Source organism: Brevundimonas sp. (assembly GCF_051860745.1).
In the GTDB taxonomy this organism is placed as follows: domain Bacteria; phylum Pseudomonadota; class Alphaproteobacteria; order Caulobacterales; family Caulobacteraceae; genus Brevundimonas.
In genome coordinates, this window is sequence record NZ_JBHYDN010000014.1 from 47969 (window position 1) to 71449 (window position 23481).

Genomic DNA, 23481 nt, shown 5'->3' on the forward strand with positions numbered 1-23481 from the left:
GATTCGATAAGGGTGGACTGTAGACCCGGCGGCGAAGACAGCCAACGCCCCCGGTGGGTCGGGGTGATTAGTGGTTAGTGGTTAGTGATTGCAGCACATCTGTCGGCGGAAGGGCGGCGCGGACCGCGCCATCGCACCGGCGTCGGCCAACCACTAGCCACTAACCACTAACCACTAGCCACTCGCCACTCGCGGCCTACGGACGGCTGGCCATGCCCAGCTTGATCGGCCTGGCGTCCTCGTCCTTGGCCCCCCGCTTGATGCCCCAGAGCAGCAGAACCGGCGCGGCGACATAGACCGAGGAATAGGTGCCGACCACGATCCCGAAGATCAGGGCGATGGCGAAGGGCTGCAGCGGCCCGCCGCCCAGCACCGCCAGCACGCCCAAGGCGAACAGGGCCGTGACCCCGGTCATGATGGTGCGCGACAGGGTCTCGTTGATCGACAGGTCGATCAGCTCGCCCAGAGGCATCTTCTTGTACTTACGCAGATTCTCGCGGATGCGGTCATAGACGACGACGGTGTCGTTCATCGAGTAGCCGATCACGGTCAGGATCGAGGCCACGGCCGTCAGGCTGAACTCCATGCCCGTTATCGCGAACAGGCCGAAGGTCAGGATCACGTCGTGGAACAGTCCGATCACCGCCCCGAGACCGAACTGCCATTCGAAGCGGAACCAGATGTAGACCATCATCAGGATGATCGCGACGACCAGGGCCATGACCCCGTTGGTCAGCAGCTCGCCTGAAACGGCCGCCCCGACCGCCTCGGTGCGGGTGAACTGCACCTGGGATCCGAGGTCCGCGGTCAGCGCCGCCTTGGCCCGGTTGATCGTGTCGGTGGCGCTGACGCCCTCGATATTCCCGAACTTGGCCATCGCGTGATAGCGCCCGGTCGGGTCCGATCCAGGCACGGAATAGCTCTGCACCTGGGCGTCCGGCACGCCCAGCCCGTTCAGGCTGGCGCGAATTTCCGCGAGATCGACGGGCTCGGGCCGGGTCGACATCTCGATCAGATTGCCGCCCAGGAAATCGACGCCGCAGGTCAGGCCGCCGCATTTGTTGTCGGCCGGCCAGACGGTGAAGAAGATGGAGCCGATCACCAGCAGGATCGACAGACCACCGAACAGCCGGGCGTATTTGACGAACTGGAGGTTCGTCTTGATCGGCAGCAGTTTGATGAGGGGCCAGAATTTCGACATGGGCGACCTCACGACGCGATCGGCAGGGATTTGGGCCGCCGCAGGCGCAGCCAGAAGACGAGCAGCACCTGGGTGACCAGAACCGCGGTGAAGACCGAGGTCACCACGCCGATCGACAGGGTCCAGGCGAAGCCCCGGACGGGCCCGGCGCCGAACCAGAACATGATCAGCGCCGCCAGAATGGTGGTCAGGTTGGCGTCGACGATGGTCACCATGGCGCGGTTGAAGCCCGCATCCATGGCCGCGATCGGCGAGCGTCCGGCATTGGCCTCGTCCCGCATTCGCTCATAGATCAGCACGTTGGCGTCCACCGCCATGGCCAGGGTCAGGATCAGACCGGCGATGCCGGGCAGGGTCAGGGTGGCTCCGGTCATCGACATCGCCCCGATGATCAGCAGGCCGTTCAGCAGCAGGGCGATCACCGAAATGCCGCCGAACAGGCCGCCGTAGGACAGGACCATGAAGACCAGCACGCCGGCGAAGGCGATCATGGTCGCCAACTGCCCGGCCCGCACGGCGTCGGCGCCCAGCGAAGCCGTCACACTGCGGCGTTCCTCGACGGACAACGGCGCCGGCAGCGAACCGCCGTTCAGCAGGTTCACCAGCTCCGAGGCCGAGGCGATCGTGAAGCTGCCCTCGATGATGCCGCTGCCGCCGGTGATGGCGCTGTTGATCCGCGGGGCCGAAATCACCTTGCCGTCCAGGATAATGGCGAAGGGCCGGCCGATATTGTTCGCCGTGGTCTCGCCGAAACGACGCGCGCCCTGGCCGTCGAAGCGGAAGCCGATGGCCGGCTGGTTGCTCTGGTCTGTCGTGACATTGGCGGAGACCAGGTTTTCGCCGGAGACGATGACCCGGCGCTTGACCAGATAGGGCGTCACGCCGTCCTCGCCCATCAGCAGTTCGGCGTCGGGCGGCACGGCGCCGGCCAGGGCTTCCTGAATCGAATGCTCGACATCGACCATCTGGAAGGTCAGCTGCGCCGTCTGGCCGATCACCCGCTCCAGCTGGGTCGGATCGCTCTCGCCGGGCGCCTGCACCACGATCCGTTCCGCGCCCTGGCGGGTGATTGACGGCTCGCGGGTGCCGAGGCTGTCGATCCGGCGGCGCACCACCTCGATCGACTGGTCCACGGCGGTCGGGCCCATGGCCGTCATGGCCGCGTCGGTGAAGGCGTAGCGGATGCGGTTGTCGCCCTGGCGGGTCACGGTCCGGTCCGAGGCCACGGCCATGCCGCCGCCCAGCAGGTTACGCATGGCGGTGACGGCGGGTTCCATCTGCACGGGGTTGCTCAGGGTGATCACCACCCCATTGCCGTCGCGGACGATGCCGGCGACGGCGATCCGGGCTTCCGACAGGGTCTGGCGTGCATCCTCGCTGAGGTTGGAGATCCGCTTCTGGCGCATCGCCTCAACATCGACCTGCAGCAGCAGATACGATCCGCCCTGCAGGTCCAGACCCAGGTTCAGGGTGGGCTTGGGCAGCCATCCCGGCAGGGCTTCACGCTGCGCTGGCGACAGGGCGTTGGCGTAGGAAAACAGCAGCCCGAACACGAGCGACAGGGCGAGAAGGATAACCTTCCAGCGTGACATCTGAACCATGTGGGCGTTCCCGGACCTTTCAGAACGGCGTCAGGATTTGGCGATGGTCTTGGTGTCGTTGGCGGCCACCGCGGTGCGGTCGCGCACCTGGGTGATCATCTGCTTGACCACCGCGACGTTCACGCCCTGGGCGATCTCGACCATGGCCTGGTCGTTCTCGACGCGGGTGACCTTGCCGATCATGCCGCTGGACAGGACGACCGTGTCACCGCGCTTCAGGCCGGCGACCAGCGCCTGATGCGCCTTCATCGCCTTCTGTTGCGGACGGATCAGCATGAAGTAGAACAGGATGATCACGGGGACAAAGAAGATCAGGGTGCCGAACGGCCCCGCCATAAGTTCCGTCACGATAGTCTCCGCAAACGTCTGGAACCGCGTCAGGCGGCCCTTGAAAATGAGGCGCGGAAACTAGGGTGCGCCGCGTCACATTGCAACGCGAGTGTGTTCGCCGCGTCGCTTTGCGTTATCGGGGCAACACGGTCAGCGGATCGACGGCCACCGGTTGGTCGCCGCGCATCCGCCAGGTCTCGAAATGGATCGAGGGCCGACCGTCGCCGGCGGTGTTTCCCACCGTGCCGATCTGCTGGCCCGCGCGGATGTCGTCGCCGTCCCGCACCACCGCCGTGCCCAGGTGGCCATAGACCGAGCGCCAGCCGTCGCGGTGGACGATCAGCACCGTCAGCCCCTGCCCCGCCAGATCATCGCCGACATAGCCGACCCGCCCGGCCGCCGCCGCGCGGACTTCCGACCCCGCCGGCGCGCCGATGTTGACGCCGTTGTTCCGCTCGCCCAGCCCGACCGGACCGAACCGCCGCAGGATGTCGCCGCGCACCGGCCAGTCCAGCCCGGCCGTGGAGGCGGCAGGCGCGGGCTCCGCCGACTCACGCGGCGGAGGCGGAGGCGGAGGTGGCGTCCCCTCTTCGGGCACGTACACCCCGCTGGGCGACGGCCCGGTGGCGTAGGGATCGCCGCCGATGTCGACCGCGCTGGAGGGCAGAAGAATTCTCTGGCCCGGACTGATCGCCGCGCGCGGCCCCAGGCTGTTCAGGTCCATCAACGTCTGCACCGGCGTCTGGAAGCGCCGGCCGATGCCCGAGATCGTATCGCCGGGCTGAATCTCATAGGCCGCCCCGGCCGCAGCGGCTCCACCCGGGCGCGCGGGCGGCGGCGGGGCCTCGAACCCGTCAGAGGCCGGACCGGCCGCCGGTGTTTCGGCGGGCGCATAGCGGGGGCCGGTGTTGATCGGCGAACCGAGCGCCCCGCCCTCGATCTCGGCCACGGGGGCCGTAATGGGCGGCGGCGCCTCACGGGCGGGGTCGGTCGGACCGCGCACGCCTTCGCCGCTGGGGATCGGCGCGGCCGGATAGGCCGGCGCCCGCGACGGCGGCGGCGCGTCGCCGGCGTAAATCCCATAGCGCGGCTCGGTCGGATAGCTGGCGCAGGCCGTCAGGGTCGCCGCTCCGGCCAGCACCATCAGAGCCCTGATCGCGAATCGAATCGTCATGCCGTCTCCCGCCGCTCGGTCGCCGTCCCGGTGTGCCCCGACCGTCGCTCCAAGCCAACCCGTCAAAGGGCGCCAAAGTTGGGCGCGAAGGTTAACGGGACCGCCTAGCCTTCCTTTGCGGTGCCTTCAACCAGAGGCACGAACCGCACTTCAGCCAGGCTCTCGCGCTGGAAGCTGCCGTCCGGCTGGCCGACATAGCGGTGCAGCCGCTGCACCGAGGACCGCCCCACCGGACACACCAGAATGCCGCCCGGCTTCAGCTGGTGCAGCAGTTCAGTCGGCTCTCCGGGCGAGGCCGCCGTGACCATGATCCGGTCGAACGGCGCCTGCTCGGGCCAGCCCAGACCGCCGTCGCCGTGCCGCGTGATCACATTGTCGATCTTCAGCGCCTTCAGCCGCGCCTCGGCCTCGTTCAGCAGGCTGCGGTAGCGTTCGATCGAATAGACATAACGCGCCAGCCGGCTCAGCACCGCCGCCTGGTAGCCGCTGCCGGTGCCGATCTCCAGCACCCGGTGGCGCGGCTGCACGTCCAGCGCCTGGGTCATCAGGCCGACGATATAGGGCTGGGAAATCGTCTGGGCGCAGTCGATCGGCAGGGCCTGATCCTCCCACGCCTGATCGAGGAATTTCTCGTGCACGAACACCGCGCGGTCGATCGACTCCATCGCCCCCAGCACACGCGGGTCCGTGACCCCCTGCTGGCGAAGGCCGAGGATCAAGCGTCCGGCGCGGTCGTCTTTCAAGCTCATCGAAAGCCCTCCCCTCGAGGGGGAGGGTTGGGAGGGGTGGATGCAGGCTGTCTGGAGTCGCGCGCCAACGGGCTCAGACCTGCCAGGGTCGAAGCCTCCCGCGCCACAGCGGGATTCAGCCTGCCTCCACCCCATCCCCCGACCCCTTCCCCCTCGAGGGGAAGGGGAGATGAGATGCCCCCGCTCACGCCACCACCGTCTTCGGCGGCGCCCCGCCCAGCACGCCCTTCAGGTCGTGGATGCTCGGCGCATGCGTCAGGTCGATGTGCAGCGGCGTCACCGAGATCTTTCCCTCGTCCATGGCCCGCAGATCGGTCCCCGGCGGATGGTCGTGCTTCGTCCCGCGAAAGCTCATCCAGTAATAGTCGCGGCCCCTCAGGTCGGTGCGTTTGACCGCGTGCATCTCGCCGATGTCGCGAAAGCCCTGCCGCGTCACCTCGACCTCGGTCACCGCCTCGGGCGGGCTGGCGGGGAAATTCAGGTTCATCACCACCCCGTCCTGCCACGGCTGGGCCAGCAGGCGCGAAATGATCGCCGGGGCGAAGGCCTCCGCCGTCTCCCAGTGCGCCGTCACCTCATCGTGGAATCGTTCCAGCGACTGGCTCAGGGCGATGGAGCGGATGCCGAAGGCCATACCCTGCAACGCCCCCGCCACCGTCCCGGAATAGGAGCAGTCCTCGCCGACATTGTGCCCGCGATTGACCCCCGACAGCACCAGATCAGGCCGCTCAGGCATCAGGTCATTGACCGCCAGCACGATGCAGTCGGTCGGCGTTCCGGTCACCGCAAACCGCTTCTCCGACAGCTGGTTGACCCGCAGCGGCTCGGTCAGGGTGATTCCCCGCCCCTTGCCTGACTGCTCCGTCTGCGGCGCGCAGACCCAGACGTCGTCCGACAGGGTCCGCGCGATCCGCTCAAGGCATTCCAGGCCTTCCGCCTCGATGCCGTCGTCGTTGGTGAGGAGGATGCGCATAGAGCTCTGATCAGCCCTTAGTTCGCCGGCCGGATGCTGTCGGCCAGCAGCACCGTCTCACCGCCGCAGGCGTTACGCACGTTCGAGCCGCGGAATTCAATCCGGTGGTGCTCGGCCTGGTCCCAGCCGACGGTCGCGCCCGTGATCGTCACCTTCTGACCGTCCAGATCCTGAACCGCCTGGCGCATCAGGTCGCGCGAGGCGACGCCGGACAGGCAGGGCCGGGCGAACGGGCGCAGCACCTCAACCTCGCGGTCGTACAGCTGGAACTCGCCGTCCGTGAACCGCACCCAGCCCACTGCCGTCGTAGTCGCGGGGCTATCGACATCGGCGGCCGGCGCCGGGGCGAAGCCGGCCAGAAAGGCGCCGGCGGTCAGGGTCAGTATGGCTTTCATCTCGGCTACTCCTTGACTCCGCTCATCCCGGCGAATGCCGGGACCCGGATGGAATGACTCCATCGGTCGAAACAGCAAACCCATCCACTGATCCCATCCACCATCCTGTGATCTGGGTCCCGGCATTCGCCGGGATGAGCGGATAATCTATGGACCAATGTGCGTCATGCCCTTCGGCATATAGGGAACCAACGCGTCCGGAACCCGGATCCGCCCGTCCGCCTCCTGATAATTCTCCATCACCGCCACCAGCGTCCGCCCGACCGCCAGACCCGAACCGTTCAGCGTGTGCACGAACTCGGTTTTCTTCTCTCCGGCCCGCTTGAAGCGCGCATCCATCCGCCGCGACTGGAAGTCCCCGCAGTTGGAGCAGGAGCTGATCTCCCGATAGGTCCCTTGCGACGGCAGCCAGACCTCCAGATCGAAGGTCTTCTTCGCCGCAAACCCCATGTCGCCCTTGCACAGCAGCATCCGCCGATAGGGCAGTTCCAGCTTCTCCAGCACCGCCTCGGCGCAACGCACCATCCGCTCATGCTCTTCTTCCGAGTCTTCCGGCTTCGTGATCGAGACCATCTCCACCTTGTGGAACTGGTGCTGCCGGATCAGCCCCCGCGTATCCCGCCCCGCCGACCCCGCCTCGGCCCGGAAACACGGCGTCAGGGCGGTGTAGCGGATCGGCGTGGCCAACTCGTCCTCGGACAGAATCTGCTCACGGACGAGATTGGTCAGGGAGACTTCGGCGGTGGGGATGAGAAAGTGGCGGTCACGGAACATGCCCTCGGAAATCGCCGCGACTGCCGCGTCGGTGTCTCGCTGACCAAGCTCTTGGACGATTCCGGCCCAAGCCGCCTGTCGCTCCCCAGCAGGCAAAGCATCAAGGCGCGCATTTACCTCATCCGCCATCGCTCGGTTGCCGGTCTGGGCTTCCTTTGCGAACGCCTGCGGATCAAAGGCTCCGGCAGAGAAAATGTCCAAGTGAAACTTCGGCAACTGCCCCGTCCCGAACATCGCCTCGTCGCGCACCAGATACGGCGGATTAACCTCCAGATAGCCGTGCTCGCCCGTCTGCACATCGAGCATGAACTGGCCGATGGCCCGTTCCAGCCGCGCCAGCCCGCCCTTGATCACCGCGAACCGCGAGCCCGACATCTTCGCCGCCGCCTCGAAGTCCAGCAGGCCCAAAGCCTCGCCCAGATCGGCGTGATCCTTCGCCGGCCCGCCCTCGCGGGGCCGCCCCCACGGCTGGCCGACCAGCACATTTCCGGCCTCGTCCTCGCCGTCCGGCACATCGTCCGCCGCCAAGCTCTTCTGCGCCGCCAGCAGCCCCTGCGGTCCCAGCAGCTTCGCGTACAGCTCGCGCTCCTCGGCCTCCGCCGCCGCGATCTCGCCCTTCAGGCTCTCGACCTCGCCCTTGAGCCGCTCGGCCTCGACGAGGTCCTTCTTGCCCATCGCCGCGCCGATCAGTTTCGAGCTCTCATTGCGCCGCGCCAGCGCCATCTGCCCCGCCGTCTGCGCCGCCCGCAGCGCCGTATCCAGCGTCAGGATGTCATCGACCAGCGCCTGCGCCCCCTCGACCCCGCGCGACGACCAGCCGCTGACGAAGGCGGCGGGATGGTCTCGAATGGCGCGGATGTCGTGCATGGCTGGTCTCGCGGGGGAGGAAGCGATGCTCTAGCGGGCGCCACGGATTCCGCCAAGCGGCCAACCCGCCAACCCCTCTCGCTATCGTCATTCCGGGCGGAGAGACGCGCAGCGGCTTGGAGACCCGGAACCCGGCGGCGCCGCGACGGCGGCGAAACACCGGTGGTCCCGCTGCGCCTTCATCCCCAAACCGCGCTCCCGACAGGTTCGCGCTCTCGCGCGCCGCTGGGTTCCGGGTCTCGGCTTCGCCTCGCCCGGAATGACGATAGCGATTTTGGGGGCGAAGCCCTGCTCACAATCCCCGGATTGCCAGCACACCCCGCACCGCCAACCCACTGACCCCGCTGCGCTTTCAAAAAATACAGCGTCTCCAGCCCGCCTTGGGAAGCCAGTCCTCTACATTGCGCCTGCTCCGACGCGACGAAGGCGATTTGGACTCTTTGGACTCTTTAGACCGCGTTTTTTCGAACCCGAACGACCCCGGCTTTGGACTCTTTAGACCCTTTGGACCCTGCTTTTTTCAGATCAGCCCGCCCAGCGGCGAGCTGGCGCTCGCGTACATCCGCTTCGGCATCCGCCCGGCCAGATAGGCCTGACGCCCGGCGATCACCGCATGCTTCATCGCCGAGGCCATCAGGATCGGATCCTTCGCCGCCGCGATGGCCGTATTGGCGATCACCGCGTCGCAGCCCAGCTCCATGGCGATCGTGGCGTCTGACGCGGTGCCCACGCCGGCGTCGACCAGCACCGGCACCCCGGCCCCCTCGACGATCAGCCGGATATTGACCCGGTTCTGGATGCCGAGGCCGGAGCCGATCGGCGAGGCCGCCGGCATGATGGCCGCCGCCCCGGCCTCCTCCAGCCGCTTCGCCATCACCACGTCGTCGGTGCAATAGACCATGACGTCGAAGCCGTCGGCGACCAGCAGGTCCAGCGCCCGCAGGGTCTCGACCATGTCCGGATACAGGTGGGCGCTGTCCGACAGCACTTCCAGCTTGACCAGATTCCACCCACCGGCCTCGCGCGCCAGCCGCAGCGTCCTGACCGCGTCCTCGCCGGTGAAACAGCCCGCCGTATTGGGCAGGAAGGTGAACCGTTCCGGCTTGACGTGGTCGACCAGCATCGGCTGGCTGGGGTCAGACAGGTTGACCCGCCGCAGCGCCACGGTGACGATCTCCGCCCCCGCCGCCTCGGCCGCCGCCGCGTTCTGCGCATAGTCCGCGTATTTGCCGGTGCCAACGATCAGCCGGCTCGAAAAGGTCCGGCCGGCCACGGTCCAGGTGTCTTGCACAGAAGAAGAGGGACTAGCGTTCATCACCAAGGGGCCAACTTTCCGGTGCGAAGGAACGCCTCCGCGGTTTCAAGCAATGTCTTGAGATACTCCCGAGCATCATCTGCATCGGGATACTCCATACTCCAGGTTCGCGAGGACGCTCGGTTCAGAGCCCCTTTCAGAGAGCTGGTGGTGACGTTCTCATCGGATAGAACTTTCCGAATCTCGCCGACAGCGGTCGCTACCAGTTCAGGAGGTAAAGGCCCAATCAAGGGGCCGGTCGAGAACGTCATGCCTTGGCCGTCAGCGCGCCGGACAACACGATCCACTAGTGTCGACACTGCTCCATGCAAAGAATGTACAGCCATCAGCCCCCACCCACGAACTGCACCAGCTCGATCCGATCGCCGTCGGCCAGCGCCGTCGTGGCGTGCAGCGACCGCGGCACGATCTCCAGATTGCGCTCCACCGCCACCTTACGGACGTCCAGCCCCAGTTCCTCGACCAGCGCCAGAATGGTCGCCGCTTCAACTTCGCGGAGTTCCCCGTTGACCTGAAGGCGCATGCCGTTACGTCACTCTATTGCGCGTGACGGTTTGATAACCGCCACGCCTCGGCTAAAAGGCCCGTCCGATTCCGGTCGGGACCCGCAGTTCCACGAGCTCATGCCCGAACACACCGTCCTCTACGTCCTGAACGGCCCCAACCTCAACCTGCTTGGGGTGCGCGAGCCCGACATCTATGGCCGCGACACCCTGGCCGACGTTCAGGCCTTGTGCGAACAGGCGGCCTCCGGCGCGACCGTGGTCTTCCGCCAGACCAATCACGAGGGCGAACTGATCGACCAGGTCCAGGAGGCCCGCGAAAAGGCCTCCGCCCTCGTCATCAATCCCGCCGGCTATGGCCACACCTCGGTGGCCCTGCTGGACGCGCTCAGGACCCTGACAATCCCGATCGTCGAATGTCATCTGTCCAACCCGGCGTCGCGCGAACGCTTCCGGCATCGCTCCTATGTGTCGCCGGTCGCCGCCGGCGTGGTTTCGGGCTTCGGCCCGTTCAGCTACGAACTGGCCGTCAGGGCCGCTCTCCGGCTGGCGCAGGAACACCGCGCCACCGCCGACCGTTCGGTTTAGAAGGTAACAAGAGGCGACCCATGCCCCTATCAAAAACGCCCGAATCCAAGACGCCCGCCCCCAGGCTCAAGAACGAAGCCGAGATCGACACCTCGCTGGTGCGGTCGCTGGCCGACATCCTCAATGACACTGACCTGACCGAGATCGAGGTCGAGCGCGGCGAACTGCGTATCCGCGTCGCCCGCGAGGTGACCATGGCCGCGCCGGTCCACTACGCCCCCGCTCCGGCGCCGGTCGCCCACGCCGCCCCGGCCGCCGCTGCCGCGGCCCCGCTCTCCATGCCGTCTGACCCCGCGACCATCGTCGCCAAGGCCGGCGAAGAGGTGAAGTCACCGATGGTCGGCACCGTCTATTTGCAGGCCTCGCCGGAAGCGCCGCCGTTCTGCCAGGCCGGCGACAAGGTCAAGAAGGGCCAGACCCTGTTGATCGTCGAGGCCATGAAGACGATGAACCCGATCCAGTCCCCGCGCGACGGCGTCGTGAAGGAAGTCATGGTCGGCGACGCCCAGCCGGTCGAGTTCGGCGAGCCCCTCGTTCTGCTCGAGGCGTAAGCCATGTTCACCAAGGTCCTCATCGCCAACCGCGGCGAAATCGCCCTGCGCATCCACCGCGCCTGCAAGGAGATGGGCATCTCCACCGTCGCCGTGCACTCGGAAGCGGACCGCGGCGCCATGTGGGTCCGGCTGGCCGACGAGAGCGTCTGCATCGGACCCGCCCCGGCCGCCAAATCCTATCTGAACATACCCTCGATCATCGCCGCGGCCGAGATCACCGGCGCCCAGGCCATCCACCCCGGCTACGGCTTCCTGTCCGAGAATGCCCGCTTCGCCGAGATCGTTGAAGCCCACGGCATGACCTTCATCGGACCCAGGCCCGAGCATATCCGGGTCATGGGCGACAAGATCACCGCCAAACAGACGGTCCTCGAAGCCGGCATCCCCTGCGTGCCCGGCTCGGCCGGCGAGGTCGAGACCATCGAGGACGCCATCGCGGCCTCGAAGACCATCGGCTTTCCCTTGATCGTCAAGGCGGCCGCCGGCGGCGGCGGGCGCGGCATGAAGGTGGCCCTGACCGCCGACGATCTGGTCGAGGCCGTCCAGACCGCCCAGTCGGAAGCCACCGCCGCCTTCGGCAACGGCGCCGTCTATATGGAACGCTACCTCCAGAAGCCGCGCCACATCGAGCTGCAGGTCATCGCTGACAGCCACGGCAACGTCGTCCACCTCGGCGAGCGCGACTGCTCCTTGCAGCGCCGTCACCAGAAGATCCTTGAGGAGGCCCCGTCGCCGGCCCTGTCGGCGACCGAGCGCGTCGCCATCGGCGAGACCGTCAACAAGGCCATCGCGTCGATCGGCTACCTCGGCGTCGGCACCATCGAATTCCTCTGGGAAGACGGCGAATTCTTCTTCATCGAGATGAACACCCGGCTGCAAGTCGAGCATCCTGTTACGGAAATGATCACCGGCGTTGATCTGGTGCGCGAGCAGATTCGCATCGCTGCAGGCCTGCCGCTGTCGTTCACCCAGGCCGATGTGAGCTTCACCGGCCACGCCATTGAATGCCGGATCAACGCCGAGAACGCCGAGACCTTTACCCCTTCGCCGGGCACCATCACCGACTTCCACGCCCCGGGCGGGCTGGGCGTGCGGCTGGATAGCGCCATCTATGCCGGCTATTCGATCCCGCCCTATTACGACAGCCTGATCGGCAAGCTGATCGTCCACGGCCGCGACCGCGAGGAGTGTATCGCCCGCCTCAAGCGCAGCCTGAACGAGATGGTCATCGGCGGCATCGACACCACCATTCCCCTGTTCCAGAAGCTGCTACAGGAGCCCGACATCCTGTCCGGCGACTACGACATCCACTGGCTGGAGAACTGGGCCAAGCGCCAGAAGGGTGAAGGCTGAGCGACCCTGACTTCAGCGCCGGCGGCCCCTTTGGCGGCTTCGGCCCCGACGAACTGCTGAACTGCTACGCCACCGGCGTCTTCCCCATGGGCGAGACCCGCGACGACCCGCGCATCTTCCTCGTCGAGCCGGAGCAACGCGGCGTCATCCCGCTGGATCGGTTTCATGTCCCGTCCCGGCTGAAGCGCACGGTCCGCGCCGACGGGGTCTCGGTACGGGTCGACACCGCCTTCGACGCCGTTCTGGACGCCTGCGCCGCCACCGGGCCGGGCCGCGACGACAGCTGGATCAACGCCCCGATCCGCCGCCTCTATGTCGAACTGAACGCTCGCGGCCACGCCCACAGCATCGAATGCTGGCGCGACGAGACCCTGGTCGGCGGGCTGTACGGCGTTACCCTCGGCGGGGCCTTCTTTGGCGAAAGCATGTTCAGTCGCGAGCGCGACGCCTCGAAGATCGCTCTGGTGCATCTGGTCGCCCGGCTGAAGCGCGGCGGCTGGCGGCTGCTGGACACCCAGTTCCTGACCGGCCACCTCAGCCAATTCGGCGCGGTCGAGACGCCGCAGGCGGCCTATCTCAAACTGCTGCGGACGGCCCGTCTGTTGCGGCCCAACACCCGTTCGCTGTTCGACCCGATGACCGGGTCAGAGGCGCTGTTCTACGCCTTGCAGCCGACGATCCAGGCGTCATAGATCGGATGCTGCAGCCCGTTGATCGCGGGCGAAGAGGCGAACATCCAGCCTCGGAATATCTGGCGCGGTTCATTGATCTGGATGACGCCGCGCGGTTGCAGACTGACTTCCAGATAGGCCACGGCGTCCGCCACCTGCTCATCGGGCGCCGAGACCTCGCAGGCCCGGGCGGTGAAGATCAGCGTCCGCTGGAACCGGACCGGGCGGCCTCCGACCTCGACCTCGAACCGCATCGATTCGGCGGTGATCTTGTCGATGGCTTCGACGATCGCCACGCGGCGACGCTGGCGGCGGGCGGGTGCGGCCGGCGTATCAACGCGCTTCTCCGGCGCCTCCTCAGCCTTCTCTTCCTCGACTTCCTTCTCCCCGGCTTCGGCGATCACGATGGGCGGCGTGACCGGGGTCACGGCGATCGGCGAGGCCGGCGCCGGCGCGGCTTCCGGCGCGGGCTCAATCGGCGGAGCCTGGGATGTCGTCTGGCGGTTGAGGGCAGCTGTCGGGTCCTGGATCGGAACCGCGTCCTGGGGCAGGTCATTGAGGGCCGAGGCCAGAACCCCGCCTGACGCCAGAAGCGCCGCCGCGGTCACGCCCGCCAGGATCGCCCCGCGCAGGGTCATTCTGGACGCCAGGCTTCGTAGTCGCCGGTCGCCGGCGGCCGCACGCCATCGGCGGCGAGTGAGCCTTTCGGCCTCCAGGCCATTGGGGTGCCGGTCAGATTGGGCAGATGATCCTCTTCCCAGGCCCGGCGCGGCAGGGGCTGATCAGTCGGCAATTCGTCATAGGTGTAGTGCAGCCAGCCATGCCAATCCGGCGGCACTTTCGAGGCGTCGGCATAGCCGTTGTAGGTCACCCAACGGCGACGGCGGCCATCATAGCTCGAGCTGTCGCGCGACAGGTAGTAGCGGTTGCCGAACTCGTCCGTCCCCACATGCTCACCGCGCTTGGCGATGGTGAAGAAGGTGCCGATGGTGGCGCCGCTGGTCCAGCCGAAGATCCTGCCTAGCACGTCGGGAATCCACTCACGCTCGGTCGCCCGGCGGGGGCCGGGGACGCTGCCGCATCATAGAAAGTGGCGAAGCCGGCGTCCAGCACCGCGCGAGCCCCTTCAACCTCAACATCTTGGGGGTAACCACCCGCGGACACGCCAGATTTATTGCCGCGATACCCGGCGTGCCGCTAGTCTGGCCGAAAGGCCACGTCGAGTCCGCCGCATGCGCTTTCCCTTCGCCTCCCTCGCCGCCGCGATGCATCGACCCGTCCGCGAGATCGAGCGCGCGGACCGGATCGTCGCCGTGCGCGCGCCTGAGGGCTGGACCGATGTCCAGGTCGAGGCCTGGCTGGATTGGGCCGACGCCGAGGGTCTGACGACGGACGGCGAAGATGCCCTGGCCGAAATTGCGGTCGCCTGGAGCCGACGTCTTGGCCCCGACAGGGCGGGCGCGTTGGCGGCGACCATGCTGCTGGGGCTCGCCTCACCCGCCAGGACATCGGGATTCGCCGTCGGTCTGATCGATCTGTCGGAACCCGACGCGGCGCGCAGACTGCGGGCGGAGTCGGCTCTGCGACGAGGCGAACGACTGACCGCCGGCGCCGTCGAAGCAGTTGCCAAGGCGCTGGAGCGCGTGGCCGACGCGGTGTCCCGCTGCGAAGGCCCGCGTGTGGACTGCGCCGACCCCCGGAGAAATCCCTCCCTGGCGCGGGCAGCGCTCGCCGCGCGTCGGACCGGGGCGGCCGACGCCGACATCGTGCGCGCTATGCAGGGCGAGCGATTCGACGTCGCCTCCCTGCCCCTTGCGCCGTCGCCGCCCCGTCTGGCGCTCGCCGACCGCGCCATGATCGCCTCCGGCGCGCCGGAAGCGCTGGCGGCGGCCGAGGCCGCCCTGGACGGCGACCTGATCCTCACCTTCGATCCGGAGACAGCCGAAGCCCTGTCGGACGCCAGGCGGGCGCCGGCGGTTCTTCTGTCCCTTCCCGCGCTGGAGAAGGTCGTCGGAACAGAATTCGAACCGGCGCTCCGGAATCTCGTGCGCCTCTGGACGACAGCTCTCACGGATGGCGGCGCCACAGTCGTGGCCTTCGGACTCGGCGGTATGGCCGATCTCGTGCTCAACAGCGCCTCTCCTGCAGAGGTGTCCCGCGCGGACCAGCTGGCGGAGCTGGTGCGTACGGCGGCAGGAGACGCTTCGGCCGCTCTCTTCGTCGATGACCTGGAGGCCGGCCTTCGGCTGGGCCTGTCGCGACTCTCGGTCTTCGAGACCTGGCAGACCGTGGACGGCGGCGTCGCACGGCGCTTGCGGCCCTCCCTGGCCGCTGCGATCGAACGACACAATGGCGACGTCGAGGCTGCTGAACGCCGCCTGTTCGGTCGCCGCACCCTCGTCGATGCGCCGGGCGTCGACCATACAGCCTTGCGAGCAAGGGGCTTTACAGATGTGGAGCTCGAAGGGCTGGAGCAGGCGCTCGCACAGGTCGACAGCCTCAACGACGCCTTCCGGGCACCGGTGTTGGACCCCGGCTTCGTGCGCGACGTGCTGGGCTTCGACGGCGCCGTGGGTGATCTGTTGCCGCAACTCGGCTTCTCCGTCGAGGAGGTCGCCCTCGCCGAGGCCTGGGCCTTTGGCCATCCCGATCTGGCGGGCTGGGACGGCGCTCCAGCGATCCTTGAGCCCGTCTTGTCGGATCCTGCCGCCTTCGAAGCGGCGCTTCGCGCCGGGCTGGAAGCCGTCAGCGCGATCCCCGACACGGCGCCGACGGTGATCGACTGGCGCACCACGCCGGCGCAGGCCGCGCGTCTGCTGGCCGACGCCGCTCGGGACGGGCGGCGCGCCATCCGGCTGATGCGAGCCGCACCTCCTGCGGGACCGCTGCTCGATCTGGTCGAGCCCGATCCGGCAGCCCGACCACGCCGCTGGGAACCGGAGACCAGGGCCGTCGAGAGGGTGGTGGAAAAGGTCGTCGAGCGGGAGCGCACCCGCCGCAAACTGCCCGATCGCCGCAAGGGCTATATCCAGAAGGCGGCCGTCGGCGGGCACAAGGTCTATATCCACACCGGCGAATACGAGGACGGTGAACTCGGCGAGATCTTCATCGACATGCACAAGGAAGGCGCCGCCTTCCGCTCGCTGATGAACAATTTCGCCATCGCAATCTCGATCGGCCTCCAGTACGGCGTGCCGCTGGAAGAGTTCGTCGACGCTTTCATCTTCACCCGGTTCGAGCCCGCCGGAGTCGTGACAGGCAATGACTCGATCAAGTCCGCGACTTCGATCCTCGACTACATCTTCCGCGAACTGGGCGTGTCCTATCTGGACCGTCATGAACTGGCCAACGCGGAGCCCGATCCGCTCAGCGGCAACGGCCTGGGCACGCTGGAAGGCGATGGCGACGCACCGGAAGCTGTCCCTGCCGCCCGGTTCATCTCCAAGGGCTTTGCCCGCGGCGCGGCGCCGGACAATCTGGTCGTCCTGCCCTTCGGCCAGAAGCGGGAGGCGCCGGTCACGTCCCATGCATCCACCGAGGCGGTCGCCTGTCCGGCCTGCGGCGATTTCTCGTTACAGCAGCGCGGCGCTGGATGGATCTGCGACACATGCGGGGCAGCGCCGTCGATGCAGGGTTGATCAACGATTTGGCGCCATGATGCTCTGCGTCAATCCACCTACGACGCCGTGACCGGAGCCCGCCATGAAGCCGATTCTGACCGCAGCCGCCGTCGCTGCACTTGTCGCCGTCGCCCTCCCCGCTGTCGCCCAGAACGCGGTCCAGATCGCACGGGTGCGCGCCGGCGCGAGCTGTTCCGGCTGCAACCTGTTCCAGGCCCCCCTGTCGGGACTGGAGGCGCGCGGCCTGAACCTGTCGGGTGCAAGACTGCGTCAGGCGGATCTGAGCCTGACTGTGATGAACCGGACCCGCTTCTCCAACGCCGACCTGCGGGACGTCCAGGCCTATGGCGCCGTCTTCTCCGGCTCGAATTTCTCGGGCGCCAACATGACCAACGCCAGCTTCGTGGGCGCCCATCTGGACGGCGCGGCCTTCTCGGGCGCGACCCTGACCGGGGCCAATTTCTCGGGGGCGTCGCTGCGGCGCGCGACGGGCCTGACCCAGGCCCGACTGAACCGGGCCTGCGGCGACGAGGCGACGCAACTGCCGGGCGGCCTGTCGATTCCCCGCTGCTAGAAGGCCTCGGACCTTACAGCGAATTAAGTAGGGTTTGCCGATGTTTGAAGTCATGAAAGGGGCGTGAAACAGATGGCTTCCCCCCTGTTCCGTCGCCTCTCGACCGTCGGCCTCGCGCTGGGCGCCGCGATGGCGGCCCTCGCCGCCGCGGGTTCGGCCAGCGCCGAAATCCAGTTCCAGTTCCAGTACCAGGATCGCGACGTCGCCCGGATGGTGTCGCTGGGCGGGACCTGCCACCGCTGCGAACTGTCCGGCCGGGATCTGACCGGCGCGGCCTTCACCGGCGCGATCTTCACCAACGCCACCCTGGTCGGCGCCAATCTGCGTGGTGCGGAGCTGAGGGGATCAAATTTCTCTGGCAGTGACTTCAGCCGTGCTGATCTGTCAGGCGCCGAAATGGTTGGCGCCAACTTCACCGGGGCCAGTTTCGCTGGCGCCGACCTGTCGGGCGCCGAGGCCATGGGCGCGACCCTGGTGCGGGTGCGCCTGACCGGGGCCGACCTGACGGGCGCGGTCCTGAACGGCGCCAATATGAACGGCGCCGTCCTGACCGGCGCGGACCTGGAAGGCGCCGAGGTGAACGCCGCCACGCTGGCCAACGTCAACGCCCGCTCGGCGGACTTTTCCGGGGCGGAGATCGCGATGTCCAACCTGTCGAACGGCGACTTCCGCTCGGCGGACTTCAGCGGCGCAACCCTGAACGGCGCGCGCCTGACTGGCGGCAATTTCGCCGGCGCCGACTTCGAAGACGCCGAGATGAACCGCACCGATATCCGCGGCGCGGACCTCTCGGGCGCCCGCGGGCTGAGCCAGACGCAGATCAGCCGCACCTGCGGCGACGGCGCCACCCGTCTCCCCGGCCGATTGACGGTCCGGGTCTGCCGCGGCATCAGCGGGGTGCGGATCGCGCCCCCGACCCCGCCGGCGCCGCCGGTCCCGCCGCGTTCGCGCAACCTGGTCGTGGCCAGCGCCGACCGCTGACCTCTGTCGTCAGACCTTGATCGGCAGGGCCGCACGGATGTGCAGTTCCTTGTACTGACGCTCGGCCGCATCCGACGGCGCGCTCATCAGCAGATCCTGGCCCTGCTGGTTCAGCGGGAAGGCGATGACCTCGCGGATGGCGGTCTGGTTGGCCAGCAGCATGACGATGCGGTCGATGCCGGGAGCCAGACCGCCGTGCGGGGGCGCGCCATAGCGGAAGGCGTTGAGCATGCCGCCGAACTGGTCCTCGACCACCGAAGCGTCATAGCCGGCGATCTCGAAGGCCTTCAGCATGATCTCGGCCTTGTGGTTCCGGATCGCGCCCGAGCACAGCTCATAGCCGTTGCAGACGATGTCATACTGGTAGGCGAGGATGTCGAGCGGGTCCCTGGTCGTAAGGGCCTCCATCTCGCCCTGCGGCATCGAGAAGGGGTTGTGCGAGAAGTCGACCTTCTTCTCTTCCTCGCTCCACTCGAACATGGGGAAGTCGACGATCCAGCAGAATTTGAACTCGTCGTCCGAGATCAGGTTCAGGTCCTGTCCCAGCTTGGTGCGGGCGTTCCCGGCGAATTTGTAGAAGACGGACGGGTCGCCGGCGGTGAAGAAGGCGGCGTCGCCCTTGCCCATGGCCAGCGACTTCATCAGGGCGTCGGCCGCCTCGGCGCCGAGGTTCTTGGCGATCGGGCCGCCCCAGCCGCCCTGGTCCTCGGACCAGAAGATGTAGCCGAGGCCGGGTTGGCCCTCGCCCTGGGCCCAGGCGTTCATGCGGTCGCAGAAGGCGCGCGAGCCGCCGGTCGGCGCCGGAATGGCCCAGACGGCGTTCTTCGCGTCGCCGGCGAGGATCTTGTTGAACAGGCCGAAGCCGCCGTCGCGGAAATGGTCGCTGACGTCGGACATCTCGATCGGGTTGCGCAGGTCCGGCTTGTCGGTGCCGAACAGGGCGATGCTCTCGCGATAGGGGATGCGAACGAAGGGATAGGGATCGACCGTCTTGCCGTCGGCGAACTCCTCGAACACGCCGTGCATGACGGGCTCGATGGCGGCGAAGACATCCTCTTGCGTAACGAAGCTCATCTCGACGTCGAGCTGGTAGAATTCCAGCGAGCGGTCGGCGCGCAGGTCCTCGTCGCGGAAACAGGGGGCGATCTGGAAATAGCGGTCGAAGCCCGAGACCATGAGCAGCTGTTTGAACTGCTGCGGGGCCTGCGGCAGGGCGTAGAATTTGCCCGGATGCAGGCGCGACGGCACGAGGAAGTCGCGGGCGCCCTCGGGCGATGAGGCCGTCAGGATGGGAGTCTGGTATTCGAGGAAGCCCTGACCGACCATGCGCTGGCGGATCGAGGAGATGACGCGCGAGCGCAGGACGATGTTCTTGTGCAGGGTCTCGCGGCGCAGGTCGAGGTAGCGGTGCTTGAGGCGGATGTCCTCGGGGTATTCGGGCTCGCCGAACACCGGCAGCGGCAGTTCGGCCGCTTCGGACAGGACCTCGACGCCGGTGACGCGCAGCTCGATCTCGCCGGTGGGCAGGTTGGGGTTCACCACCGAGCCTTCGCGGGCCACGACCTCGCCGTCGACGCGGATGACGCTCTCGGCGCGCAGGCGTTCGACGGCCTCGAAGCCCGGGGTCTCGGGGTGCAGCACCAGCTGGGTCAGGCCGTAGTGGTCGCGCAGATCGATGAACAGCAGGCCGCCGTGGTCGCGCTTGCGGTGCACCCAGCCGGACAGGCGGACGTTGGAGCCCGCGTCGGTCAAACGCAGGGCGCCGCAGGTGTGGGAGCGGTAGGCGTGCATGGTCAATTCGTCTTGGATTACGGGCCGCAAACGGCGCAATTCGGGAGGCCGGAAGGGCGCATCATCGCCCCGGAAAGTCAAGGTTTGCGGGGTCCCGAAAGCCATGCCGGAATCCGGCCCGGCTGAAAAATGCAAATTCCGCCACTCTCGAGACATTCGACCTCCCGTCATCCCTTCCCTTGCGATCAAAACACGGCGGCGCGTCAGAAACGGACGGAGGCCTCAGGATGGCGCAGACGCGGCATGTCAGGGGCCGCGAACACGGGCCGCGCGAAGGTCCGGGCCGCAGGGCGGCTGCCGACGCCCGAACGCCCGGAACGCGGTCACAGGGGGCGAGAGTCCCGCTTTCCGGTCCCCGAAAGGGCGGGCGGTGGAGAGCGGGAGTCCCGTATCGGGCGTGTCCACAGGCGGATGACCTTGTCCACGGAGCCTTGAGGAACCTGGGTTCTGGTCTGCTATGATGAACGGGATGACCACCCGCCCCTCGCCCGCCGATCAGATGCGACTGCCGTTGCAACGCGACCTGCCCGAGGGGGCCGAGGGCTTCGTCGTGTCGGACTGCAACCGGACCGCCGTCGAGGCCCTGGCGGACTGGCCCAATCTGATCGGCGGCGCAGTGGCGATCTGCGGGCCAGCGGGTTGCGGCAAGAGCCGGCTGGCGCAGGTCTGGGCCGAGCGGGTCGGGGCGGTAGCCATTCACGGGGCCGAGGCCGCGCTGATCGATCCGATGGAGCTGGAGGGACGGCCGGTGCTGCTGGACCCGGCCCGGGACGTCGACGACGAAACCCTGTTTCATCTGATCAACCTGGCCCAGGCGCCGGGCGGAGCCCTGCTACTGGTGGCGCGATCGGCGCCGTCGAGCTGGGAGGCGGCCCTGCCCGACCTGCGCTCGCGGCTGGACGCCATCCGGACCTACCCCGTCGAGGCGCCCGACGACGCGGTCCTGTCGGCCATGCTGGAGGCCCGGTTCGCCGAACGCGGCATCCGTCCGCAAAAGGACGTCATCCCCTATCTGCTGCGCCGCATCGACCGGTCGGCGGCGGCGGCGGCGGCTGTCGTCGAACGGCTGGACGCCCTGCACAAGCCGGTGACGCGGGCGCTGGCGCGGGCGGTGGTGGAGGGGGCGGAGGAGAGCGGGGAGTTGTTTGAGTGAGGCTTGCTGGAGACGGGCGTTTTCCGGTTGCTGGAAGCGGACCGGTTGGATGTCGCTTGAGGGTGGGAAGGCGGACCTATCGGTTTAATCAGGTTAACGCAGATATGAGTATTCGCCCACGAGCCGGGGAGCCAAGCCCGCGGCTGGCTCGTCTGAATTTGCAGCCGAACTGACCGCCAAAATGGGGGTTCCGAGTACTTCCGCTGGCTTGAATTTCGTCAACTTGACAGCACCCATTGCCGGGCTTCAGGGTTGGGGCCCGCACCTGCTGGGCATGGGCCAGCCGATACTACACGCGCTAGGCTGAACCCCGGCCTCGACTTAGCGGATTCTCGCGATACCATCGCGAGCTTCAGGCGAATTCTCTGAATCGGAAAGCTGTGCTACAGTCCCGCCCGTCTGTTCGCCGGGGTTTCGTTCGGTGCGATTCCGAACCCCGCAACTGGAGGATTGGCCTTGAACCAACCAAAATCGGACACTGCGACCGGAAACCGTGGGGGGGCGATGACGGGACTATTCGCATCACCGATTCGTGCCTGGAATGGCGATGCGCCTTTGGGCCAAGTGTTCTGGGGCTATGGCGTTTTTATCAGTGCACTGATGATAACGGCGTTTATTTATGCGTTCTACCGCGATGGCGTCTGGGTACAGGAAATCCTGCTCATTGCATTCTTGGCCTACACGGTATGGATCCTGACCGCGATCTGGCGGTGTTCGGCGGCCGGCACGTCAGTCTGGCATATGATCGCAAGGCTGCTCACCATCACCTGGGCGGCCAACACCCTCCTCGTCACGGGGTTTCTACAGTTGAACCTGCTGGAGACCGCGCTCGGCCTATGAAGGCCGTGCCACGTCCCGGCCCGTCTCAGAATGTATTCGCAGGCCTCGCCACACAGAGCCGGCAAGCGCGCTCGCGGTTACTGCCCAGGCTGCCAGGGCGACCCAGACCATAGCCTCGGCGATGGTCTTCAAAGCGGCGATCTCTGACGCCAGTGAAAGCCGCAGGCTCGCCAACGCATACATGCCAAGCGGGAAGACGAGGCTCCAGAGCATCGGTGTGTAGACCAGCGGCGCGCGGTGCACCCCATGTTTCCAGATGCCGAACAACAGCAGCAATGGAATCCACCATGTGGCCCAAGCCCACATGATCAGGGTCACGCCGTCGATAAACGGACGCATGGAGATCAGGAACGGGACGCCGGTGTCACTCATGATCAGGACCGAGCCGGCATTGGTGCTGATCGCGGCTGCTCCCATGATCACCCACACGAGCGGGGTAATATCCTTCGGCCCCACATCGAAGAAGAAAATACGGTACGCGAACAATGTGATGAAGATGCCGTAGAGTCCCAAGCCCACGCCCCACAGCATGTGGATGAACACGAACAGCAACGGCGCCGCGTCCCCTTGCGCAGGGACCAGGGCGGCCCCCAGAATAACCAGAGACTGCGTTCCCACGATCGCGATCAGCCAACCGCCGTGGACCACATTCGCGCCTTGGGCCGTATTGAGAAACGTCAGGACTGCAAAACTGAAATAGATGAGACAAAACCACAGGACGAGGGCGAAAATCCACAGGGCCAGGGCGACCTGACCGAACCCGCGCAGATTCATGCCGATGCCGAGCACATCGCTACCGGCCACAATGGTGAAGAACGCGAAGACGAGAGCCGGATTGGTAAGGTCGGCCCAGAGCGCCGTCCTGAACCGCAGAACACGTATCACCGTCAGCAGTACCAGCCAGGCGTAGGCGAACACATTGGCGGTGAAGAGAAGGTTCGAGAGCGCAGGCTGGCCCTCGAAATACAGGGTGTTGGAAATGATGCCGGTGGCCATCACCAAGGCGAAATAGCCTGGAAACAGGTCGCCGACCTGATCGCTTAGCCAGGCCGTGCACCGTTGCGCCCAGGCTGACCCGGTGACCACGCGTCTAGACTGCCTGGGAGACATCAGCGTTCATCCCTAAATCGCGCCGTAACCGCCATCCTCATTTCACGCCGCGTCCGTCTGGATATGAGGTCTGGGTTGACCATCCGCACTGCGCAAACTCGCCGATTGATTGCGATTGCTGCATCGTACGGCTCCCCCCGCCTGCAGTTTCAACCGCCACCATAGCAACGATAGCGACCGACCGGCATGATGATTGTCAAGCTCCGGCGCTGGCAGTCCAATGACAACTTGTCTCCACATGGCTTCGGATAGGGCGCGGCACTGAGACTAGCTACAGAGGTGGTGACTCCCCTTCGGCTACTGACGTCTGCAACTGATGCTGTGGACGGCTCTCCACCCCTGCGGGAGCATAGGCTCCTGCTGA

Annotated in this window: 23 protein-coding genes; 9 read left to right on the plus strand and 14 right to left on the minus strand. The window is 66.9% G+C overall.

Annotated elements, in window-relative coordinates; all coding sequences use genetic code 11:
• Positions 1-196 precede the first annotated feature (196 nt).
• The 10 genes from secF to thiS all read right to left on the minus strand — a co-directional run bounded on the left by secF (position 197) and on the right by thiS (position 9902).
• Positions 197-1201, minus strand: coding sequence for a protein translocase subunit SecF (gene secF, locus ACTIEW_RS13440; RefSeq protein WP_439478411.1), 1005 nt, complete (start codon positions 1199-1201; stop codon positions 197-199).
• A gap of 8 nt (positions 1202-1209) precedes the next feature.
• Positions 1210-2802 (minus strand): protein translocase subunit SecD, encoded by a 1593-nt coding sequence (secD, locus tag ACTIEW_RS13445; protein WP_439478412.1) that lies wholly within the window; start codon positions 2800-2802, stop codon positions 1210-1212.
• Between the two features lie 30 nt (positions 2803-2832).
• Positions 2833-3138 carry a preprotein translocase subunit YajC gene (gene yajC / locus ACTIEW_RS13450; RefSeq protein WP_439478432.1) on the minus strand — a complete coding sequence of 102 codons (306 nt, stop codon included), beginning with the start codon at positions 3136-3138 and terminating at the stop codon, positions 2833-2835.
• Between the two features lie 127 nt (positions 3139-3265).
• The gene (locus tag ACTIEW_RS13455) at positions 3266-4306 is read right to left on the minus strand and encodes a peptidoglycan DD-metalloendopeptidase family protein (RefSeq protein ID WP_439478413.1); all 1041 of its coding nucleotides are present in this window, start codon (positions 4304-4306) and stop codon (positions 3266-3268) included.
• A 104-nt stretch (positions 4307-4410) separates the two neighbouring features.
• Positions 4411-5055 carry a protein-L-isoaspartate(D-aspartate) O-methyltransferase gene (locus ACTIEW_RS13460; protein ID WP_439478414.1) on the minus strand — a complete coding sequence of 215 codons (645 nt, stop codon included), beginning with the start codon at positions 5053-5055 and terminating at the stop codon, positions 4411-4413.
• Between the two features lie 184 nt (positions 5056-5239).
• A complete protein-coding gene (surE, locus tag ACTIEW_RS13465; protein WP_439478415.1) occupies positions 5240-6028 on the minus strand; it encodes a 5'/3'-nucleotidase SurE in 789 nt (262 codons plus the stop codon).
• A 17-nt stretch (positions 6029-6045) separates the two neighbouring features.
• A complete protein-coding gene (locus ACTIEW_RS13470) occupies positions 6046-6423 on the minus strand; it encodes a hypothetical protein (protein ID WP_439478416.1) in 378 nt (125 codons plus the stop codon).
• A 147-nt stretch (positions 6424-6570) separates the two neighbouring features.
• Positions 6571-8064 carry a serine--tRNA ligase gene (gene serS / locus ACTIEW_RS13475; protein ID WP_439478417.1) on the minus strand — a complete coding sequence of 498 codons (1494 nt, stop codon included), beginning with the start codon at positions 8062-8064 and terminating at the stop codon, positions 6571-6573.
• 520 nt (positions 8065-8584) lie between these two features.
• The gene (locus ACTIEW_RS13480) at positions 8585-9379 is read right to left on the minus strand and encodes a thiazole synthase (protein ID WP_439478418.1); all 795 of its coding nucleotides are present in this window, start codon (positions 9377-9379) and stop codon (positions 8585-8587) included.
• A gap of 325 nt (positions 9380-9704) precedes the next feature.
• Complete coding sequence (gene thiS, locus ACTIEW_RS13485) at positions 9705-9902, minus strand: sulfur carrier protein ThiS (protein WP_439478419.1); 198 nt, start codon at positions 9900-9902, stop codon at positions 9705-9707.
• A gap of 100 nt (positions 9903-10002) precedes the next feature.
• Between thiS and ACTIEW_RS13490 the strand changes: the two genes are divergently transcribed.
• The 4 genes from ACTIEW_RS13490 to aat are packed head-to-tail and all read left to right on the plus strand — an operon-like array spanning position 10003 to position 13069.
• Positions 10003-10470 (plus strand): type II 3-dehydroquinate dehydratase, encoded by a 468-nt coding sequence (locus ACTIEW_RS13490; RefSeq protein WP_439478420.1) that lies wholly within the window; start codon positions 10003-10005, stop codon positions 10468-10470.
• 20 nt (positions 10471-10490) lie between these two features.
• Positions 10491-11021 (plus strand): acetyl-CoA carboxylase biotin carboxyl carrier protein, encoded by a 531-nt coding sequence (accB, locus tag ACTIEW_RS13495; protein ID WP_439478421.1) that lies wholly within the window; start codon positions 10491-10493, stop codon positions 11019-11021.
• Between the two features lie 3 nt (positions 11022-11024).
• Positions 11025-12377: an acetyl-CoA carboxylase biotin carboxylase subunit gene (accC, locus tag ACTIEW_RS13500; protein ID WP_439478422.1), complete on the plus strand. Its 1353-nt coding sequence runs from the start codon at positions 11025-11027 to the stop codon at positions 12375-12377.
• Entirely contained in the window at positions 12374-13069 is a 696-nt protein-coding gene (gene aat, locus ACTIEW_RS13505; RefSeq protein WP_439478433.1) for a leucyl/phenylalanyl-tRNA--protein transferase, read from the plus strand. The genes accC and aat overlap by 4 nt, the downstream gene beginning before the upstream one ends.
• On the opposite strand, the gene ACTIEW_RS13510 is transcribed toward aat, so the two are convergent.
• Together ACTIEW_RS13510 and ACTIEW_RS13515 are read right to left on the minus strand one after the other, a co-directional pair.
• The gene (locus ACTIEW_RS13510) at positions 13036-13686 is read right to left on the minus strand and encodes a DUF2155 domain-containing protein (protein ID WP_439478423.1); all 651 of its coding nucleotides are present in this window, start codon (positions 13684-13686) and stop codon (positions 13036-13038) included. The genes aat and ACTIEW_RS13510 overlap by 34 nt on opposite strands.
• A complete protein-coding gene (locus ACTIEW_RS13515) occupies positions 13683-14075 on the minus strand; it encodes an NADH:ubiquinone oxidoreductase subunit NDUFA12 (protein ID WP_439478424.1) in 393 nt (130 codons plus the stop codon). Before ACTIEW_RS13515 ends, ACTIEW_RS13510 begins: the two co-directional genes overlap by 4 nt.
• A 205-nt stretch (positions 14076-14280) precedes the next feature.
• On the opposite strand from ACTIEW_RS13515, the gene ACTIEW_RS13520 reads away from it, so the two are divergent.
• The 3 genes from ACTIEW_RS13520 (at position 14281) to ACTIEW_RS13530 (ending at position 18223) form a co-directional block, all read left to right on the plus strand.
• Positions 14281-16686 carry a TSCPD domain-containing protein gene (locus ACTIEW_RS13520; protein ID WP_439478425.1) on the plus strand — a complete coding sequence of 802 codons (2406 nt, stop codon included), beginning with the start codon at positions 14281-14283 and terminating at the stop codon, positions 16684-16686.
• A 64-nt stretch (positions 16687-16750) separates the two neighbouring features.
• On the plus strand, positions 16751-17242 hold the full coding sequence (locus ACTIEW_RS13525; protein ID WP_439478426.1) for a pentapeptide repeat-containing protein: 492 nt from the start codon (positions 16751-16753) through the stop codon (positions 17240-17242).
• A 72-nt stretch (positions 17243-17314) separates the two neighbouring features.
• Positions 17315-18223, plus strand: coding sequence for a pentapeptide repeat-containing protein (locus ACTIEW_RS13530; protein ID WP_439478434.1), 909 nt, complete (start codon positions 17315-17317; stop codon positions 18221-18223).
• Between the two features lie 9 nt (positions 18224-18232).
• Here the strand turns inward: ACTIEW_RS13530 and aspS are convergent, their stop codons facing one another.
• On the minus strand, positions 18233-20014 hold the full coding sequence (aspS, locus tag ACTIEW_RS13535) for an aspartate--tRNA ligase (RefSeq protein WP_439478427.1): 1782 nt from the start codon (positions 20012-20014) through the stop codon (positions 18233-18235).
• 469 nt (positions 20015-20483) lie between these two features.
• Between aspS and ACTIEW_RS13540 the strand changes: the two genes are divergently transcribed.
• Together ACTIEW_RS13540 and ACTIEW_RS13545 are read left to right on the plus strand one after the other, a co-directional pair.
• Positions 20484-21167: a chromosomal replication initiator DnaA gene (locus tag ACTIEW_RS13540; RefSeq protein WP_439478428.1), complete on the plus strand. Its 684-nt coding sequence runs from the start codon at positions 20484-20486 to the stop codon at positions 21165-21167.
• Positions 21168-21623: 456 nt separating this feature from the next.
• Positions 21624-22007 (plus strand): hypothetical protein, encoded by a 384-nt coding sequence (locus ACTIEW_RS13545; protein ID WP_439478429.1) that lies wholly within the window; start codon positions 21624-21626, stop codon positions 22005-22007.
• Here ACTIEW_RS13545 and ACTIEW_RS13550 read toward each other — a convergent pair.
• Complete coding sequence (locus ACTIEW_RS13550) at positions 22002-23117, minus strand: tellurite resistance/C4-dicarboxylate transporter family protein (RefSeq protein WP_439478430.1); 1116 nt, start codon at positions 23115-23117, stop codon at positions 22002-22004. The two genes, ACTIEW_RS13545 and ACTIEW_RS13550, sit on opposite strands and share 6 nt — an antisense overlap.
• Positions 23118-23481 lie beyond the last annotated feature (364 nt).

Bases quoted from the DNA above. Each gene is read 5' to 3' on its own strand.
- secF (WP_439478411.1), bottom strand. From the start codon at position 1,201: ATGTCGAAATTCTGGCCCCTCATCAAACTGCTGCCGATCAAGACGAAC.
- secD (WP_439478412.1), bottom strand. From the start codon at position 2,802: ATGGTTCAGATGTCACGCTGGAAGGTTATCCTTCTCGCCCTGTCGCTC.
- yajC (WP_439478432.1), bottom strand. From the start codon at position 3,138: ATGGCGGGGCCGTTCGGCACCCTGATCTTCTTTGTCCCCGTGATCATC.
- ACTIEW_RS13455 (WP_439478413.1), bottom strand. From the start codon at position 4,306: ATGACGATTCGATTCGCGATCAGGGCTCTGATGGTGCTGGCCGGAGCG.
- ACTIEW_RS13460 (WP_439478414.1), bottom strand. From the start codon at position 5,055: ATGAGCTTGAAAGACGACCGCGCCGGACGCTTGATCCTCGGCCTTCGC.
- surE (WP_439478415.1), bottom strand. From the start codon at position 6,028: ATGCGCATCCTCCTCACCAACGACGACGGCATCGAGGCGGAAGGCCTG.
- ACTIEW_RS13470 (WP_439478416.1), bottom strand. From the start codon at position 6,423: ATGAAAGCCATACTGACCCTGACCGCCGGCGCCTTTCTGGCCGGCTTC.
- serS (WP_439478417.1), bottom strand. From the start codon at position 8,064: ATGCACGACATCCGCGCCATTCGAGACCATCCCGCCGCCTTCGTCAGC.
- ACTIEW_RS13480 (WP_439478418.1), bottom strand. From the start codon at position 9,379: ATGAACGCTAGTCCCTCTTCTTCTGTGCAAGACACCTGGACCGTGGCC.
- thiS (WP_439478419.1), bottom strand. From the start codon at position 9,902: ATGCGCCTTCAGGTCAACGGGGAACTCCGCGAAGTTGAAGCGGCGACC.
- ACTIEW_RS13490 (WP_439478420.1), top strand. From the start codon at position 10,003: ATGCCCGAACACACCGTCCTCTACGTCCTGAACGGCCCCAACCTCAAC.
- accB (WP_439478421.1), top strand. From the start codon at position 10,491: ATGCCCCTATCAAAAACGCCCGAATCCAAGACGCCCGCCCCCAGGCTC.
- accC (WP_439478422.1), top strand. From the start codon at position 11,025: ATGTTCACCAAGGTCCTCATCGCCAACCGCGGCGAAATCGCCCTGCGC.
- ACTIEW_RS13510 (WP_439478423.1), bottom strand. From the start codon at position 13,686: ATGACCCTGCGCGGGGCGATCCTGGCGGGCGTGACCGCGGCGGCGCTT.
- ACTIEW_RS13520 (WP_439478425.1), top strand. From the start codon at position 14,281: ATGCGCTTTCCCTTCGCCTCCCTCGCCGCCGCGATGCATCGACCCGTC.
- ACTIEW_RS13525 (WP_439478426.1), top strand. From the start codon at position 16,751: ATGAAGCCGATTCTGACCGCAGCCGCCGTCGCTGCACTTGTCGCCGTC.
- ACTIEW_RS13530 (WP_439478434.1), top strand. From the start codon at position 17,315: ATGGCTTCCCCCCTGTTCCGTCGCCTCTCGACCGTCGGCCTCGCGCTG.
- aspS (WP_439478427.1), bottom strand. From the start codon at position 20,014: ATGCACGCCTACCGCTCCCACACCTGCGGCGCCCTGCGTTTGACCGAC.
- ACTIEW_RS13540 (WP_439478428.1), top strand. From the start codon at position 20,484: ATGACCACCCGCCCCTCGCCCGCCGATCAGATGCGACTGCCGTTGCAA.
- ACTIEW_RS13550 (WP_439478430.1), bottom strand. From the start codon at position 23,117: ATGTCTCCCAGGCAGTCTAGACGCGTGGTCACCGGGTCAGCCTGGGCG.